A 17,156-nucleotide genomic window follows, 5' to 3' on the forward strand; every position below is an offset into this window, starting at 1 on the left:
GGGCGCGCCGGGTCGGTGATCTGGCGCACGGCGCCCCGGCGGGGCCAGGATGCCAGTCGTGGCCGACGAGGGATCCCCCGCCCCGGACAGCGAGCGGCCCCTGCGGGTGGCGGTGGTCGGCGCCGGCCCGGCCGGCATCTACACCGCCGAGGCGCTCACCCGCCGGGCGCCGGTCCCGGTGACCGTCGACCTGCTCGACCGCCTGCCCACCCCGTTCGGCCTGGTCCGGCACGGCATCGCGCCGGACCACCCGAAGATGCGCGCCATCCGCGACACCCTGCACCGCGCGCTGGACCACCCCGGTGTCCGCTTCGTCGGCAACGTCGAGGTGGGCACCGACGTCTCCCTCGACGAGCTGCGCGCCCACGTCGACGCCGTCGTCTACACCTACGGCGCGGCGCTGGACCGGCCGCTGGCCGTCGACGGCGAGGACCTGCCGGGCAGTCTCGCCGCCACCGACCTCGTCGCCTGGTACTGCGGCCACCCCGACGCCGACCGGGCCCGCGTGGAGGCCGCGCTCGCGGGGGTCCGGCGCGCGGTCGTCGTCGGCGTCGGCAACGTCGCGCTCGACGTCGCCCGCGTGCTCGCCCGCGCCCCGCAGGAACTGGAGCCCACCGACATGCCCCAGCACGTGCTCGACGTGCTGGCCGCGACGCCGGTCGAGGAGGTCACCGTGCTCGGCCGGCGCGGCCCGGCCAACGCCTCCTTCACCACGATGGAGCTGCGCGAGCTCGACGGGCTGGACCGGGCGACCGTGCTGGTCGACCCGGCCGACCTCGAGCTCGACGCCGCCGCCGAGGAGCGCCTGGCCGGCGACCGCAACGCCTCCCGCAACCTCGCCGTGCTGCGCGAGTGGGCCGGCCACGAGCCCGCCGGGGACCGCGTCCGGCTGCGGCTGCGCTTCTACCGGCGGCCGGTGCGCCTGCTCGGCGCCGACCGGGTCACCGGCGTGGAGGTCGAGCGGACCGCCGTCGACGCCGAGGGCCGCGCGGTGGGCACCGGCGAGTACGAGGTGGTGCCGGCCGACCTCGTCGTCCGCTCGGTCGGCTACCGCGGCGAGGGGCTGCCGGGCCTGCCGGTCGACCCGCGCAGCGGCACCGTGCCGAACGAGGACGGGCGGGTGCTGCGCGACGGCGCCGCGTCACCCGGCGAGTACGTGGCCGGCTGGATCAAGCGCGGGCCGAGCGGCGTCGTCGGCACCAACAAGCACGACGCCCGGGAGACGGTCGCGTCCCTGCTCGCCGACGCCGAGGCCGGCGTCATCGCCCCCGGGGGCGACCGCGACGACCTCGTGCAGACGCTGCGCGCCCGCGGCGCGGAGCCGGTGCTGCTGGAGGACTGGCGGGCCATCGACGCCGCCGAGGTGGCGCTGGGCGCCACCCGCGGCCGGGCCCGCACCACGATGCACGAGCGGGAGGCGCTGCTGGCCGCCGCGCGGGCCGTGGCGAGGGCCTCGGCCCCGACCGCCCAGGCCCCGACCGCCTAGGTCCCCACCGCCGCGATCAGGTCGCGGGCGCCGGTCTCCGAGGCCGCGGCCACGAAGCGGATGAGCGTCTCGGTGTCGGGCTGCAGCCGCAGCGGCCCGCCCTCGGGCGTCAGCGCCACCCCGCCGGCCGCGGCCAGGACGGCCAGCCCGCCGGCGACGTCGTGCACGTGAGTCCCGCTGCGGTCGAGGTCGTGCCAGGCGCCGGCCGAGCCGTCGGCCACCAGGCACAGGTCGACGGCGGTGCAGCCGGTGACCCGCACCCGCCAGGCGGTGGCCGGCACCCGCACGACCCGGCCCGACGGCGCGACGACGGTGCTGCCCTCCCGCACGCGCGCGGGCGCCCCGTCACGCTGGGCGCCGGTGTCCCGGGCCCCGGCCCAGCGGCGCCCGGAGGACAGGTCGACCACCAGCCCGGCCACGGGCTCGCCGGCGTGCACCAGCGCCGCGGAGAACGCCCACGGCGGCAGGCCGGCGCGGAAGTTGCCGGTGCCGTCGAGCGGGTCGAGCACGACCCACGGCTGGTCGCCGCGCACCGAGGGGTCGGGCCGCTCCTCCGACAGCACCGGCACGCCGAGCGGGCGCAGCACCTCCACGGCGGCGTCGTGCGCGGCGTCGTCGGCGGCGATCGACCAGCTGCCGTCGTCCTTGCGGTGGTCGCGGCCGGTGTCGCGGGCCAGCGCCACGGCTACCTCCACCCGGGTGGCGGCGAGCGCGGCCAGGTGGGCGAAGCGCGCGGTCGCCGGGGCGTCCGCCGCCGGCGCGGGCACCTCGAGCACCCGGCCGGTGCCGGCGTCGCGCACCGTCGAGCAGCCCCACGCGGAGGCGACGGCCAGCAGCGCCGCCCGGTCGGTGACGTGGGTGGTCCGGTGGACGACGACCGCCTCGGTGGTGCCCTCGTCGGTCCACCGCCGGCGCAGGTGCGCGGCGGCGTCGTCGCCGACGAGCAGCCGGGCGCCGGGGTCGAGCAGCTCGGGCGCCAGCGCGGCGGGCGCGACGCCGAGCAGCCGCGCCGCGGCGTGCAGGTCCGCGCCGGACGCCGCGACCCGCATGGTCCCCGTCTCCGTCACGGTCCCCCCGCCTCGCCGTCCGCCCTCCCCGGCAAGGTAGGCCACCGGGCGGGGTAGGGCGCGGAGGTGTCCGCACCCGCGCCCGTCCGCACCGGCCTCGACGACGTCGACCTGGTCCTCCTCGTCCACCGCGAGGATCCCGCCCTGCTCGCCCGCCACCACGCCGCCGTCGCCGCGGCCACCGGCCCGGACTGGCGCGGGCGGGCCCTACTGGTGGAGAACGACCCGGCGCCGGCGACGTCGGCCGCCGCGCGCGCCGAGCTGGCCCGCTACCCGGGCGCGGACCGGCGGGTGCTGACCGCGGCGCGCAACCTCGGCTTCGCCCGCGCCATGGACCTCGCGCTCGACGCCTGCCGCGGCCGCTACGTGGCGCTGGTGAACTCCGACGGCGAGCCCGACCCGGGGATGCTGCGCCGGCTCGCCGAGGTGCTCGACGCCGAGCCGCGCGCGGTCTGGGCCGCGCCGGCGGTGCACGGCCCCGGTGAGGCCGACGAGCCGCCCGGCCCGCCGTTCGCCGCCGACGACCTGCCCGGCACGGCGCTGCTGGTCCGGCGGGCGGAGTTCCTCGCCGCCGGCGGCTTCGACCCGGCGTACTTCTTCTACAACGAGGACCGCGACGCCTCCTGGCGGCTGCGCGCCGCCGGCCACCTGCTGCTCCGGGTGCCCGACACCGTCTTCCGGCACGGCAAGGGCGGCCGCAGCGCCCGAGGGGTGTTCCTGCGCGAGTGGCACTACGCCCGCACGACGCAGGTGCTCCTCCCGCAGCACGCGCGGCGGCCGGTGCGGGAGACGGCGGCCTTCCTCGCCCGCCGTCCCCGCGCCGTGCTCGCCCACCTCCGCGACGGCGACGCACCCGGCGCGGCCGGCATCGCGCTGGCCCTGCTGGAGCTGCCGCGGGGGCTCGCGCTGGCCGCCGCCCGCCGGCGCCGCCCGTGGGACGGCGACCGGCTGGCGGCGTGGCTGGAGCGCAACCGGCTGCCGGTGGCCTCGCTCTAGCCGCTGTTGCGGAGCGCCGTCGCGATGCCGTTGATCGTCAGCTGGATGTTGCGGCGCACCAGCTCGTCGTCGTCCCCGGTCCGGCGGCGGCGCAGCATCTCGACCTGCAGGTGGTGCAGCGGCTCCAGGTAGGGGAACCGGTTGCGGATCGACCGGGCCAGCGACGGGTTGTCGGCCAGCAGGTGGTCGTCGCCGGTGACCGCGAGCAGCACCCGGCAGGTGCGCTCGTGCTCGGCCGTGATCTGGTCGAACACCCGCGCCCGCAGCTCCTCGTCGGGCACCAGCTCGGCGTAGCGGGCGGCGAGGTCGAGGTCGGTCTTGGCCAGCACCATCCCCATGTTCGACAGGATCGTGCGCAGGAACGGCCACCGGCGGTGCAGCTCCTGCAGCCGGGCCAGCCGCTGCGGGTCGCCGTCGATCCACGACTCCAGCGCGGAGCCGGTGCCGTACCAGCCGGGCAGCATGATCCGCGCCTGCGACCAGCTGAACACCCACGGGATGGCGCGCAGGTCGGCGATCCGGTCGCCGGCCTTGCGCGACGGCGGGCGGCTGCCGATGTTCAGCTCCGCCAGCTCGCGGATCGGCGTGGCCGCGCGGAACCACTCCACGAAGCCCGGCGTGTCGTGCACCAGCGCGCGGTAGGCGTCCTGCGCGCGGGCGGCGAGGTCGTCGAGCAGCGCGTAGGCGTCCTCGGCGTCGTCGCCCAGGCCCTCGACGTCGAGGAGCGTGGCCTCCAGCGTGGCGGCCACCAGCGCCTCGAGGTTGCGGCGGGCGAGGTCGGGCTCGCCGTACTTGGCCGCGATGACCTCGCCCTGCTCGGTGATCCGCAGCGCGCCGGCCACGGCGCCGGGCGGCTGCGCCCGGATCGCCTCGTAGCTGGGCCCGCCGCCGCGGCCGACGGTGCCGCCGCGGCCGTGGAACAGCCGCAGCCGGATGCCCTCGCGCCGCGCCACCTCCACCAGCGCGAGCTCGGCCCGGTACAGCGCCCAGTTGGCGGCCAGGTAGCCGCCGTCCTTGTTGCTGTCGGAGTAGCCGAGCATGACCTCCTGCGCGTCGCCGCGGGCGGCGACCAGCGCCCGGTACAGCGGCTGGGCGAGGACGGCGGTCATCGTCTCGCCGGCGCCCTGCAGGTCGGCGATCGTCTCGAACAGCGGCGAGATGCCGACCGGGCAGGTGGGCCCGTCCTCGCCGTCGGGGTCGAGCAGGCCCACCTCCTTGAGCAGGACGGCGACCTCCAGCACGTCGCTCACCGACTCGCACATGCTGATCACGTAGTTCGGGATCGCCCGCGGGCCGAGCTTCGCGACCTGCTCGGCGGCGGCGACCAGCAGGTCGAGCTCGCCGCGCGCCAGGTCGGACAGCTGCGCGCCCGGGCGCACCAGCGGCCGCCGCAGCTCCAGCTCGCCGGCCAGCAGCTCCACCCGCGCCGCCTCGTCGAGGGAGGCGTAGTCGGGGCACACCCCGGCCCAGGCGAGCAGCTCGGCGAGGACCTCCTCGTGCACGCTGGAGTTCTGCCGCATGTCCAGGCCCGCGAGGTGGAAGCCGAACACCTCGACGGCGTCGCGCAGGCGGGCCAGCCGGTCGTCGGCCAGCGCGCCGGCGCCGTGGGTGCGCAGCGAGGCGTCGACGACGGCGAGGTCGGCGAGCAGCTCGTCCGGCGTCGTGTACGGCTCCAGCTCGGCGTGCGGCGCCGCGCCGGGCACGGAGCCCAGCACCCGCCGCGCCGTGGCCGCCAGCCGGGCGTGCACGCCGGTCAGCGCCCGCCGGTAGGGCTCGTCGGCCCGGAACGGCGAGTCGTCGCGGGAGGCCTCGGCCAGGTGCGACAGCTCCGCCGTCGGGGTGACCAGCCGGTCGGACATCGACAGCTCGCTGCGCAGCTCGACGAGCTCGGCGAGGTGGTGGGCCAGCGCGGTCTCGGCGTGCCGCGTGCTGGCCCGGCGGACGGCGTCCGCGGTGACGAACGGGTTGCCGTCGCGGTCGCCGCCGATCCAGGACCCCGGCTGCAGCACCGGCTGGGTGGGCAGCCCGCTGCCGGGCCAGCGCGACCCGAGCTCGCGGCGCAGCTCGGCGTTGATCTCGGGGACCACGCGGAACAGCGACAGGTCGTAGTAGCGCAGCGCCTCGTCGATCTCGTCGGTGAGCCGCAGCCGCGACAGCCGCAGCAGCGCCGTCTGCCAGAGGGTGAGCACGGCCCGCTCCAGCTCGGCCGACCACGCCCGCTCGTCGACCTCGCCGGGCGCCATCCGGTCGCGCTCGCGGATCAGCTCGGTGACCTGCTTCTGCACCAGCGAGATCGTGCGCCGGCGGACCTCGGTGGGGTGCGCGGTGACCACCGGCACCACGAGCGCCCCGGCGAGCTCGCGGGCGACGGCGTCGGGGTCGAGGCCCGCGCGGTCGAGCGTGGCGAAGGTGGCCGCGAGGCTGCCCGGCTGCGGCGGCGACCCGGCGCGGCGGTGGTGCCGGCGGCGGCGCTCGTGGTGCAGGTCCTCGGCGAGGTTGGCCAGCAGCGAGAAGTGGCTGAAGGCCCGGATGACGTGGTTGGCCGCGCGGACGTCGAGGTCGCCCAGGCGGGCGGCGAGGCCCGCGCGGTCGGCCTCGGAGCGGCGCACCGCGAACGCCTGCACCCGGGTGGACTCGACCAGGTCGAGCACGTCGTCGCCGGTCTGCTCGCGGATCACCTCCCCGAGCACGCGGCCGAGCAGGCGGATGTCGTCGCGCAGCGGGGCGTCGTCGGCACGGCCGTCGCCCTCCGGGTCGCGCCCGGGCAGGCGGAGGTCGGCGACGTCGACGGTTGCTTCCGACATGCAGCGCAGTATCCGGGGTCCGTGTGACGCGCCTGTGTCGCGGGCACCTGCCCGCCCGTGCAGACCCTCCGCGCCACGCCCGCCGCCCCCGCTCCCGCCGGCCACGGGGAGGGTCCCGTCTGGGACGCCACCCGCGGCGAGCTGCTGTGGGTGGACATCTCCGCCGGGCTCGTCCGCCGCGGCGCCGTCGGCGACGACGGCGGTCTGCGCGACACCGGCTCGTTCCGCGCCGGCGACACCGTCGGGGTGGCCGCACCGGCGACGGCGGGCGGCTGGGTGGCCGCGGCCGGCGGCGGGTTCACGCACGTGGCCGAGGACGGCACCGCCCGCGCGCTCGTCGACCTCGCCCGCGAGGGCGGCAGCGAGGAGTCCGGCGGCACCCGGATGAACGACGGCGCCTGCGACCGGGCGGGCCGCTTCTTCGCCGGGACGATGGCCTTCGACCAGCGGCCCGGCGCCGGCGCGCTCTACCGGCTCGACCTCGACGGCACCGTCAGCACGGTGCTGGACGGGCTGACCGTCTCCAACGGCCTGGGCTGGTCACCCGACGGGCGCACCGTCTACCTGTCCGACTCCGGGCCCGGCCTGGTGCACGCCTTCGCCTACGACGCGGACGCCGGCACGTTCTCCGCCGGGCGGGTGCTGCTGGAGACCGGCGGCGTCGACGGCGTGGCCGACGGGCTCACCGTCGACGACGAGGGCTGCCTCTGGACGGCGATGTGGGGCGGCGGGCAGGTGCGCCGCTGGTCCCCCCACGGCGACCTGCTGGCCGTCGTCGAGGTGGGCGTGGCCAACACCTCCAGCTGCGCGTTCGCAGGGCCGGGCCGCGACCTGCTGGTGGTCAGCACCGCCCACGGCGAGGACGACGAGCCCGAGGCCGGGCGGCTGTTCACCGTGCGGCCGGGCGTCACCGGCCCGCCGGCCGACCCCTACCGCGGGCCGCTGGCCGGCATCCGCGAGGCGGTCTAGCTCTCCTGCAGCAGCTTCAGCGCGGCCGCGGCGAGCTGGTCGCCGGCGGCGGCGCCGCGCTCGAACTCCTCGGCCGCGCCGGCGATGTCGCCGCGGTCGGCCAGCAGCACGCCCAGGTTGTGGTGGCAGTACGCGTCGCCGGCCTGGATGCCGGCGCGGTAGGCCTCCTCGGCCGCCTCGTCGTCGGCCAGCTGCTCGCGGTACAGGTTGCCCAGCGGCAGCCAGGTCACCTGCTCGCCGAGCTTGGCGCCGCGCTCGAGCACCGAGCGGGCCTCGGCGGCGCGGCCGGTCTGCAGCAGCAGCGCGGCGAGGTCGGCGCGGGCGGCGGCGAAGTGCGCGGCGCCGGCCCGCAGGCGGTCCTCCAGGGCCGGGTCGAGGGTGGCGCACCACTCCCAGCAGGCGGCGACGGCGTCGGCCTCCTCGTCGCCGGAGGCCGCGAGCTCGCGCGCCACCTCCAGCGCCTGGTCGCGCTCCCCCTGCTCGCGCAGCAGGAACGCCAGCTGCAGCCCGCCCTCGGTGTCACCGGCCGCCGCCGCGCCGCGGTAGGCGGCCATGGCGCCGGCGAGGTCGCCGAGCTGCTCGAGCACCAGCCCGAGGTTGCGCCAGGCGTCGGACTCGCCGCCGGCCAGCGCCACCTCGTAGGCGTCCACGGCCTCCGACCACCGCTGCTGCGCGGCCAGGCTGTTGCCCAGGTCGTAGTAGCCGGTGACGTCGCCGAGCGAGGCCGCGCGGCGGAAGCACCACTCGGCGTCGGTCTGCCGGCCGGCCTCGGCGAGGTCGCAGCCCAGCTCGATGAGCTCGTCGGCGTCCTCGGAGGCCTGCAGCCGCCAGAGGCGCGCGTCCAGGTCCTCCGTCATGGCAGCGATCATGTCCGCCCTGACCTGCGCGCACGCCCTCCGTCGGGGTGAGGTCACCCCAACGTGTCCGGTGCTCCGCCGCGCGGGTGTCCCCCGCCCCGGGTCAGCCCTCGCGGGCCCGCAGCGCCTCCCGCAGCTTGGTCTTCCCGCCCGTGCGCAGGAGGGCGCCGGAGTAGACCCGGCCGCCGAGACGGACCACCAGCGCGATCGCCACGAGCATGAGGACGACGGCCACGCCGACCTCCCACAGCGCCACGTCGCCGGCCGCCTGCCGCACCGGCATGACCATCGGCGAGAGGCCCGGCACGTAGGAGGTCACCACCGCCAGCGTCCCGTCGGGGTCGCTCGCCGCCTGGACGGCGACGATGAAGCCCGCGACCAGCACCAGCGACGCCGGGGTGAGCACGCTGCCGAGGTCCTCCTGGCGGCTGACCAGGGAGGCGGCGACGGCGAACAGCGAGGCGTAGAGCGCGTAGCCGAGCACGAACCAGAACAGCAGCCACAGCACCGTGCCGACGAGCTCGCCGGGCAGGTCGACGACGTCGAACGCCAGCGCGCCGGTGATGCCGATCGCCGCGATGACCGCGATCTGCCCGAGGCCGAGCACGCCGAGGCCCAGGATCTTCCCGGCCAGCAGCTGCCACGGCCGCATCGTGGCCAGCAGCAGCTCCACCACCCGGCTGGACTTCTCCTCCACCACGCCCTGCGCGACGAACTGGGCGAACAGGATCAGCAGGCTGTAGAGGACGACGACGCCGACGACGGCCACCACGGTGCGCTGGGTGTCGGCCGCGGAGTCGCCGTCGAGCGTGGTGACGGTGACCTGCGGCAGGTCGGCGGGGTCGACGCCGGCCTCGCCGAGCACCTGGCCCAGGGAGACGGCGGAGACCGCGCCGGAGACCAGCGCCTCCAGCGTGCTGTCGGGCTCGCGCAGGACGAGCTCGGGGTCGCTGCCGCCGGCCCCGAGGACGGCGGCGTCGACCTCCTCGTCCTCGACCGCGGCGCGCGCGGCCGCGTCGTCGTCGAGGTCGACCACCTCGACGTCGAGGCCGAGCGTCCCGGCCTGCGCCTCGAGCGCGGCCGTCAGCTGCCCGCCGCCACCGGCGACACCGACCCGGCTGGTGTCCGAGCCGGAGTTGACGACGACCTGGAAGACCAGGACGCCGAGGATGAGCACGATCATCAGCACGGAGCTGGCGATGAACGTCTTGTCGCGGATGCGGGTGGAGATCTCACGGGCGGCGACCAGCCGGACGAGCTGCCCGCTGGACAGGGGCGAGGTCTGCGGGGAGGGCTGCGGGGCGGTCCGCTCCGGCGCGCTCACGCGGCCACCCGCTCGCTGGTGGCCTGCTGCGCCGGGTCGGCGACGGCCTCGCGGAACAGCTCGACGAGCGTGGCCTCGCGCCAGGCGAAGTGGGTGACCCGGCCGGTGCGCAGCGCGGCGGCGAGCACGGCCTGGTCGTCGGTGCCGCCGGCGAGCTCGAGCAGGGTGTCGCCGTTGGACTCCGAGACCACCCGCACGCCCGGGACGGCCGCGGCCCAGCCCGGCGCGGCGTCGGGCACCACGACCCGCAGCACCCGGCCGGCCTCGCGGCGGCGCAGCTCCTCGACGGTGCCCGTGGCCACCATGCGGCCGCGGGCGAGGATGCCGACGGAGTCGCACAGCCGCTCGACGAGGTCGAGCTGGTGGCTGGAGAAGACGACCGGGACGCCGGCGCGGCACTGCTCGAGCAGCGCCTCGGCCAGCGCGTCGACGCCGACCGGGTCGAGGCCGGAGAACGGCTCGTCGAGGATCAGCACCTCGGGGTGGCTGACCAGCGCGGCGGCCAGCTGCACGCGCTGCTGGTTGCCCAGCGACAGCTTCTCCACCGGGTCGTCGCGGCGCTCCCCGAGACCGAGCCGTCCGGCCCACTCCCCGGCCGCGCGGGCCGCAGCGGCGCCGTCCATGCCGTGCAGCCGGGCGAAGTAGGTGAGCTGCTCGCCGACCCGCATCTTCGGGTAGAGGCCGCGCTCCTCCGGCATGTAGCCGATCCGGCGCCGCATCGCCTCGTCCAGCGGCCGCCCGCGCCAGCGGACCTCGCCGGCGTCGGCGCGGGCCAGGCCCATCGCGATGCGCATCGTCGTGGTCTTCCCGGCCCCGTTGGACCCGCAGAAGCCGAACATGGAGCCGGGGGCGACGGTGAAGCCGACGCCCTCCAGCACGTGGTTGTCCCCGTAGCTCTTGTGGAGCCCGTCGAACTCGAGCACTGCCCCTCGTTCCGTCGTCGGTCCCCGTGCGCGCCGACGCTATCGGTCCCGCCTCGCGGCGCCCGCTCACCTGGGGTGTCATCGGTCCATGAGCCAGGAGAACGTGCCCGCCAGCCCGCCGTCGGGCGTCGGGCTGGAGGGCCTGCGCGGCGCCGCCGCCGGCTGCCGCGCCTGCGAGCTGTGGGAGCCGGCCACCCAGACGGTGTTCGGCGAGGGGCCGGAGACCGCTCGGATCGTGTTCGTCGGCGAGCAGCCCGGCGACCAGGAGGACCGCAAGGGCGAGCCGTTCGTCGGCCCGGCCGGCCGGCTGCTCGACCGCGCGCTGGCCGACGCGGGCATCGAGCGCCGCGACGCCTACGTCACCAACGCCGTCAAGCACTTCCGGTTCACCCCGACCGGCAAGCGGCGGATCCACCAGTCGCCGGGCGCCGAGCACATCCGCGCCTGCCGGCCGTGGCTGGAGGCCGAGTTCGAGGTGCTCAAGCCCGAGGTGGTCGTCTGCCTGGGCGCGACGGCGGCCAAGGCGCTCATCTCGCCGTCGTTCCGGATCACCAAGGAGCGCGGGAAGCTCATGCCCTGGACGCCGCCCGGGGTGGCGCGGGCCGAGGCCGGCGACGACGAGGCCGACGAGGAGGCGCCCGCGCAGACGTGGATGCTGGCGACCGCGCACCCCTCCGCGATCCTGCGCACCCCCGAGGAGGCCCGCGCGGCCGCGTTCGACGCGCTCGTCGCCGACCTGCGGGTGGTGGCCGGCGCGCTCGCCTAACGCACCGCGCGCGACGCCCGGAAGTGCAGGAACGACGGCACCGCGAGCGCGACGACGACCATCGCCACCACGGTCACGATCCCGCCGGACACCATCGCCACGCTCACGCCCGCGGCGCTGGCCACGGCGCCGGCCCGCAGGTCGCCCAGCCGCGGCCCGCCGGCCACCACGACGATGAACACGCCCTGCATGCGGCCGCGCATCTCGTCGGGCGCGGCGGTCTGCAGCATCGACGAGCGCAGCACCGCGCTGACCATGTCGCCGGCCCCGGCGACGGCCAGGCAGAGCACGGCCAGCCACAGCGACGGCGCCAGCCCGAAGCCGACGATCGCCACGCCCCACACGACGATCGCCGCGAGCACCACCGCGCCCTGCCGGTCGACCCGCGACACCCAGCCCGACGTCAGGCCCATGAGCAGCGCGCCGATGGAGATGCCGGCGAACAGCCAGCCGTAGGCGTTGGCCGACCCGGCGAACCGGCCCTCGGCGAGCTCGGGGAACACCGCCTGCGGCCAGGCGAAGAACATGGCGATGACGTCGACGACGAAGGTCATGAGCAGCACCGGCTGGGTGCGCAGGAAGCCGAAGCCCTCCCCCACCCCGCGGACGGCGGCGCCCAGCCGCAGCGGCCCCGTGTGCCCGCCCGGCGGCAACGGCGGCAGCCCGCGCACCAGCAGGACGGCGACCAGCAGGGTGACCGCGTCGACGACGTAGGCGAGGAAGAGGTCACCCAGGCCGATGAGCAGGCCGGCGGCGAGCGGGCCGACGATGACGCCGACCTGCCGCACCGTCATGGCCAGCGCGTTGGCCGCCGCCACCCCCTCCGGGCCCACGAGCGCCGGGATGACGGCGCTGCGCGCGGGCTGGTTGACCGCGGTGAAGCCGGAGACCGCGGCCACCAGCACCCACAGCAGCCAGAGGTTCCCGCCGCCGGGCAGCAGCGCCTGCGCGGCGAGCAGCGCGCTGGTCACCGCCGAGCCGACGCCGGTGACGAGCATGAGCTTGCGCCGGTCCATGGCGTCGGCGATCGCTCCGCCGAGCAGGCCGAAGACCACGAGCGGCACCAGCGACACGATGGAGGTGACGCCGACCAGCAGCGAGTCGCGGGTGAGCGCGTAGACCTGCACGGGGACCGCGACCAGCGTCATCTGCTGGCCGACCATCGTGGAGGTCAGGCCCCAGAACAGCCGCCGGTACCCGGGGTTGCGCAGCGGGCTGGTGTCGATCGCCCAGCTCCGCGACGAGCGCCGGGGCGGCACCGGCGCGGGCTCGGCGACCTTCCCCGGCTCGACCGGGTCGACGGGCAGCTCGTTCCCGGGCGTCTGCGGCGCGCTCATGGAGCGAGCCGCTGGAGCACCCAGCCGCCGCCCTCCTCGTCGTCGCGCACGAAGCGCAGCCGGTCGTGCAGCCGGCCGGGGCCGCCCTGCCAGAACTCGACGTGCTCGGGCACGACCCGGTAGCCGCCCCACGTCGGCGGCCGCGGCACCTTCTCCGTCGTCGTCCCCTCGTCGAGCAGCCGGACCCGGGACTCCAGCTCGTCGCGGGAGTCGACGACGGTGGACTGCACCGAGGCGACGGCGGCCAGCTGCGCCTCGCGCGGGCGGGGGTCCCACAGGTCGTCGGAGGCGGCGTCGCCGATCCGCTCGACGCGGCCGGTCACCCGCACCTGGCGCTGCAGCGCGTGCCAGGGGAAGACCAGCGCGGCGCGCGGGTTGGCGGCGATCTGCGCGCCCTTGGCCGAGGCGTAGCTGGTGCCGAAGACGAAGCCCGCCTCGTCGTAGCCCTTGAGCAGCACGATGCGCGCGTCCGGGGCGCCGTCGGCGTCGGCGGTGGCCACCACGACGGCGTTGGGGTCGGGGACGTCGGCGGCGACGACGTCGCGGAACCAGCGGTCGAACTGCTCGAGCCAGGTGGGCGCGAGGTCCTCCTCGCGCAGTCCCGGACGGTCGTAGTCCCTGCGCATGCGGGAGAGGTCGGGCACCCCGCCATGCTGACACCGCTCCCGCGGCCCGGCTCCGGGCGGCTCCCGCTGGGCGGCAGCCCCGCGTGGAGCGCGGGAGGCCGCTGGGCCTAGTGTCGCGGTGCAGTCGTGCGCCGCGGAACGTGCGGGCACGAGGTCCGCGCGCGCAGAGGAGCATGCGAGATGGCCGACGACTTCGTACCCGGCCTCGAGGGCGTCATCGCCTTCGAGACCACGATCGCCGAGCCCGACAAGGACGGCGGCTCGCTCCGCTACCGCGGGGTCGACATCGAGGACCTGGTCGGCAAGATCACCTTCGGCAACGTCTGGGCGCTGCTGGTCGACGGCAAGTTCGGCCCCGGCCTGCCCCCGGCCGAGCCCTTCCCCATCCCGGTGCACAGCGGCGACGTCCGCGTCGACGTGCAGGCCGCGCTCGCGATGCTGGCCCCGTTCTGGGGCTACCGCCCGCTGCTGGACATCTCCGACGAGGAGGCCCGCGACCAGCTGGCCCGCGCCGCGGTCATGGCGCTGTCCTACGTCGCGCAGTCCGCCCGCGGCATCGGCGTCCCGGCCGTGCCGCAGAGCCGGATCGACGAGGCCGCCACGATCGTCGAGCGGTTCATGGTCCGCTGGCGCGGCGAGCCCGACCCCCGCCACGTCGCCGCCGTCGACGCCTACTGGACGTCGGCCGCCGAGCACGGCATGAACGCCTCCACCTTCACCGCCCGCGTCATCGCCTCCACCGGCGCGGACGTCGCGGCCGCCATGTCCGGCGCGATCGGCGCGATGTCGGGCCCGCTGCACGGCGGCGCCCCCTCCCGCGTGCTGCACATGCTCGACGAGGTCGAGAAGAGCGGCGACGCCGAGAAGTACGTCAAGGACCTCCTGGACCGCAAGGAGCGCCTGATGGGCTTCGGGCACCGGGTCTACCGGGCCGAGGACCCCCGCGCCCGCACGCTGCGCAAGGCCGCCAAGGAGCTCGGCGCCCCGCGCTTCGACGCCGCCCTGGCCCTGGAGCAGGCCGCGCTCAAGGAGCTGCGCGAGCGGCGCCCCGACCGCCCGGTCGAGACCAACGTCGAGTTCTGGGCGGCCATCGTCCTCGACTTCGCCGAGGTCCCCAGCCACATGTTCACCTCGATGTTCACCTGCGCCCGCACCGCCGGCTGGTGCGCGCACATCCTGGAGCAGAAGCAGACCGGCCGCCTCGTGCGCCCGTCGGCCCGCTACGTCGGCCCCTCGGCGCGCAAGCCCGAGGAGGTCGAGGGCTTCGACACCATCCAGGTCAAGGCCGTCGACGCGCCCGCCTGACGAAGGACCACCCTTCCCCCACGCCTCGCTCGCTCGGCGCGGGCCCCTGAAGGGCGGCCGTTCCATCCGGTGACGACGACGACGGCCCGGGTCCGCTGCGTGCGGGCCCGGGCCGTCGCCGTCGGTCCCCCGTCCGACCCCGAGAGGCACCCGGCATGACCATCCAGATCCCCGCCGACCTGCTCCCCGCCGACGGCCGGTTCGGCTGCGGCCCGTCGAAGGTGCGCCCCGAGGCGCTGCAGGCGCTGGCCACCGACGGCGCCGGGATCATGGGCACCTCCCACCGCCAGGCGCCGGTGAAGAACCTGGTCGCCCAGGTGCGCGAGGGCCTCGGTGAGCTGTTCTCCCTGCCCGACGGTTACGAGGTGGTGCTCGGCAACGGCGGCTCCACGGCGTTCTGGGACGTCGCCACCTTCGGGCTGGTCCGCCGGCGCAGCGCGCACGGCACCTACGGCGAGTTCTCCGCCAAGTTCGCCTCCGCCGTCGCCGAGGCGCCCTTCCTCGAGGAGCCGGTGGTCGCGGCGGCGGCGCCCGGCTCGCTGGCCCTGCCGGAGGGGCGGCCCGGTGTCGACGCCTACGCGTGGGCGCACAACGAGACCTCCACCGGCGTCATGGCGCCGGTGGTCCGCCCGGCCGGCGCCGACGACGACGCCCTCGTGCTGGTCGACGCCACCAGCGGCGCCGGCGGCCTGCCGGTCGACGTCTCCCAGGCCGACGTCTACTACTTCGCGCCGCAGAAGTCCTTCGCCTCCGACGGCGGCCTCTGGATCGCGCTGATGAGCCCCGCCGCGCTGGCCCGGGTGGCCGAGATCAAGGCCTCCGGCCGCTGGATCCCCGGCTTCCTGGACCTCGCGACCGCCGTCGACAACAGCGCCAAGGACCAGACCTACAACACCCCGGCGGTGGCCACGCTGTTCCTGCTCGCCGACCAGGTGCGCTGGATGCTGGGCCTGGGCGGCCTCGACGGCGCCGTCGCGCGCAGCCGGGACTCCTCCGAGCGGCTCTACGGCTGGGCGGAGAAGTCGCCGTACGCGACGCCGTTCGTCGCCGACCCCGCCCACCGCAGCCTCGTCGTCGGCACGGTGGACTTCGACGACTCGGTGGACGCCGCCGCGCTGGCGAGGACGCTGCGGGCCAACGGCGTCGTCGACGTCGAGCCCTACCGCAAGCTCGGCCGCAACCAGCTGCGGGTCGGCATGTTCCCCGCCGTCGACCCCGACGACGTCAGCGCGCTGACCGCCTGCGTCGACTTCGTCGTCGAGCGCCTCTGACCGCCGGCGGGCGGGCCCGCCCGCTCAGCGGGCCTGCTCGCCGTCGGCGGGCTGCACCGCCGTGCTCGGGAAGTCGCGCAGGTCGCCGGTCGGCGTGCGGTCCCAGCTGCGGAAGGTGAGGTCGGTCTGCAGGTACAGCGCGACCAGCTCGGCGGTGCTGCGGATGCCGTCGAGGTGGGTGCGCTCGTTGCCGTGGCTGCCGTCGATGCCGAAGCCGATGAGCGCGGCACGGGTGTTGGCGCCGGCCTCCAGCGCCGAGGCGGCGTCGGAGCGGTAGTACTTGTAGACGTCGCGGCGGTGCGGGACGTCGTGCACGCGGCACAGGTCGATGAGGTGCCGGGTCAGGTGGTAGTCGAACGGCCCGGTCGAGTCCTGCATCGCGATGTTGACGCACTGCTCCGACGACGACTGGCCCGGCGCCACCACCGAGGTGTCGATGCTGACCAGCTCGGCGACGTCGGCGTCGAGGCCGTGGCTGGCGCCGAGGCCCACCTCCTCGGCGATGGTGACCAGCAGGTGCGCGGTGACCGGGACCTCGACGCCGTGGTCGACGATCGCCTTGAACGCACCGAGCGCGGCGGCGATGCCGGCCTTGTCGTCGAGGTGCCGGGAGTTGACGAACCCGCCACTGGTGATCACCGGCTGGGCGTCGATGGCCACGAAGTCGCCGACCTGGATGCCGCGGCGCTCGAGGTCGGCGCGGCTGTGCACCACCTCGTCGACGCGGACCTCGACGAAGTCCCAGCCCACGCCCTGCTCGTCGACCTCGTCGCCGTAGCGGTGCCCGCTGGCCTTGATCGGCAGGATCGTGCCGGTGTGCCAGTAGTCGCCGGAGACGTCGTCGCTGAAGATCGTCACCCGCGCGCCCTCGGCGAACCGGGCGCTGTGCGTGCCCACCGGGACGATGGCCAGCCGGCCGTTGTCCTTGAGCTGGCTGACCATGCAGCCGATCGTGTCGGCGTGCACGACCACGGTGCGGTCGGCGCCCGGCGTGCGGCTGGGCAGCTCGGCGATCAGCGCGCCGCGGCGGGTCACCTCGAAGTCCAGGCCCAGCGCCCGCAGCTCACCGCCGATGAGCTGCATGACGTGGTCGGTGCGCCCCGACGGGCTCGGGATGGTGAGCAGCTCCATCATCACGCGCTGGACGTAGTCCATGTCGATCGGCAGGCGCTTCTGGCCCGCGTCGACCGGTGAGGGGAGGAAGCGCGCGTCGGGCTCGGCGTCGGGTGCGGACTCGTCGCGGACGAGGCCGGCGTCGTCGCGGGGACCGGTCAGCATGGGAGCCGAGTCTAGGGGCGGCGCGGCAGCCGGCCCGGCGGGGCGGGGAGGCAGCCGCACCCGCCACGCCGGACCGCCTGCTGCCACGCGGGCGCTCGCGCGGATAGCCTCGCCCCTGGGCCCGTGTACCCCGGGTCCCGTCCGTGT

Annotated in this window: 14 protein-coding genes; 6 read left to right on the forward strand and 8 right to left on the reverse strand. The window is 76.2% G+C overall.

Annotation, left to right across the window (positions count from 1 at the left end):
• Positions 1-58: 58 nt before the first annotated feature.
• Entirely contained in the window at positions 59-1,486 is a 1,428-nt protein-coding gene (locus ACI79X_RS01320; protein WP_457023610.1) for an FAD-dependent oxidoreductase, read from the forward strand.
• Here ACI79X_RS01320 and ACI79X_RS01325 read toward each other — a convergent pair.
• A complete protein-coding gene (locus ACI79X_RS01325) occupies positions 1,483-2,553 on the reverse strand; it encodes an inositol monophosphatase family protein (RefSeq protein WP_457023611.1) in 1,071 nt (356 codons plus the stop codon). The genes ACI79X_RS01320 and ACI79X_RS01325 overlap by 4 nt on opposite strands.
• Before the next feature lie 66 nt (positions 2,554-2,619).
• Between ACI79X_RS01325 and ACI79X_RS01330 the strand changes: the two genes are divergently transcribed.
• The gene (locus ACI79X_RS01330; RefSeq protein ID WP_457023612.1) at positions 2,620-3,549 is read left to right on the forward strand and encodes a glycosyltransferase; all 930 of its coding nucleotides are present in this window, start codon (positions 2,620-2,622) and stop codon (positions 3,547-3,549) included.
• On the opposite strand, the gene ppc is transcribed toward ACI79X_RS01330, so the two are convergent.
• Positions 3,546-6,353 (reverse strand): phosphoenolpyruvate carboxylase, encoded by a 2,808-nt coding sequence (gene ppc, locus ACI79X_RS01335; protein ID WP_457023613.1) that lies wholly within the window; start codon positions 6,351-6,353, stop codon positions 3,546-3,548. The genes ACI79X_RS01330 and ppc overlap by 4 nt on opposite strands.
• Positions 6,354-6,410: 57 nt before the next feature.
• Here ppc and ACI79X_RS01340 point away from each other — a divergent pair, with 57 nt between their 5' ends.
• Positions 6,411-7,322 (forward strand): SMP-30/gluconolactonase/LRE family protein, encoded by a 912-nt coding sequence (locus tag ACI79X_RS01340; protein ID WP_457023614.1) that lies wholly within the window; start codon positions 6,411-6,413, stop codon positions 7,320-7,322.
• Here the strand turns inward: ACI79X_RS01340 and ACI79X_RS01345 are convergent.
• The 3 genes from ACI79X_RS01345 to ACI79X_RS01355 all read right to left on the reverse strand — a co-directional run bounded on the left by ACI79X_RS01345 (position 7,319) and on the right by ACI79X_RS01355 (position 10,426).
• A complete protein-coding gene (locus ACI79X_RS01345) occupies positions 7,319-8,179 on the reverse strand; it encodes a tetratricopeptide repeat protein (RefSeq protein ID WP_457023615.1) in 861 nt (286 codons plus the stop codon). The genes ACI79X_RS01340 and ACI79X_RS01345 overlap by 4 nt on opposite strands.
• Positions 8,180-8,282: 103 nt before the next feature.
• Entirely contained in the window at positions 8,283-9,503 is a 1,221-nt protein-coding gene (locus tag ACI79X_RS01350) for an ABC transporter permease (protein ID WP_457023616.1), read from the reverse strand.
• Positions 9,500-10,426, reverse strand: a complete 927-nt coding sequence (locus ACI79X_RS01355; RefSeq protein WP_457023617.1) for an ABC transporter ATP-binding protein — start codon at positions 10,424-10,426, stop codon at positions 9,500-9,502. The genes ACI79X_RS01350 and ACI79X_RS01355 overlap by 4 nt, the downstream gene beginning before the upstream one ends.
• A gap of 88 nt (positions 10,427-10,514) precedes the next feature.
• Here ACI79X_RS01355 and ACI79X_RS01360 point away from each other — a divergent pair, with 88 nt between their 5' ends.
• Positions 10,515-11,192 carry a UdgX family uracil-DNA binding protein gene (locus ACI79X_RS01360; RefSeq protein ID WP_457023618.1) on the forward strand — a complete coding sequence of 226 codons (678 nt, stop codon included), beginning with the start codon at positions 10,515-10,517 and terminating at the stop codon, positions 11,190-11,192.
• Here the strand turns inward: ACI79X_RS01360 and ACI79X_RS01365 are convergent.
• Together ACI79X_RS01365 and pdxH are read right to left on the reverse strand one after the other, a co-directional pair.
• Complete coding sequence (locus tag ACI79X_RS01365; RefSeq protein ID WP_457023619.1) at positions 11,189-12,529, reverse strand: MFS transporter; 1,341 nt, start codon at positions 12,527-12,529, stop codon at positions 11,189-11,191. The two genes, ACI79X_RS01360 and ACI79X_RS01365, sit on opposite strands and share 4 nt — an antisense overlap.
• The gene (gene pdxH, locus ACI79X_RS01370) at positions 12,526-13,173 is read right to left on the reverse strand and encodes a pyridoxamine 5'-phosphate oxidase (protein ID WP_457023620.1); all 648 of its coding nucleotides are present in this window, start codon (positions 13,171-13,173) and stop codon (positions 12,526-12,528) included. The genes ACI79X_RS01365 and pdxH overlap by 4 nt, the downstream gene beginning before the upstream one ends.
• Before the next feature lie 162 nt (positions 13,174-13,335).
• Between pdxH and ACI79X_RS01375 the strand changes: the two genes are divergently transcribed.
• A complete protein-coding gene (locus ACI79X_RS01375; RefSeq protein ID WP_457023621.1) occupies positions 13,336-14,460 on the forward strand; it encodes a citrate synthase 2 in 1,125 nt (374 codons plus the stop codon).
• A gap of 155 nt (positions 14,461-14,615) precedes the next feature.
• Complete coding sequence (gene serC / locus ACI79X_RS01380; RefSeq protein WP_457023622.1) at positions 14,616-15,731, forward strand: phosphoserine transaminase; 1,116 nt, start codon at positions 14,616-14,618, stop codon at positions 15,729-15,731.
• Between the two features lie 24 nt (positions 15,732-15,755).
• On the opposite strand, the gene ACI79X_RS01385 is transcribed toward serC, so the two are convergent.
• Positions 15,756-17,009, reverse strand: coding sequence for an osmoprotectant NAGGN system M42 family peptidase (locus ACI79X_RS01385; RefSeq protein WP_457023623.1), 1,254 nt, complete (start codon positions 17,007-17,009; stop codon positions 15,756-15,758).
• Positions 17,010-17,156: the final 147 nt, after the last annotated feature.

This window comes from Geodermatophilus sp. SYSU D01119 (genome assembly GCF_054049975.1).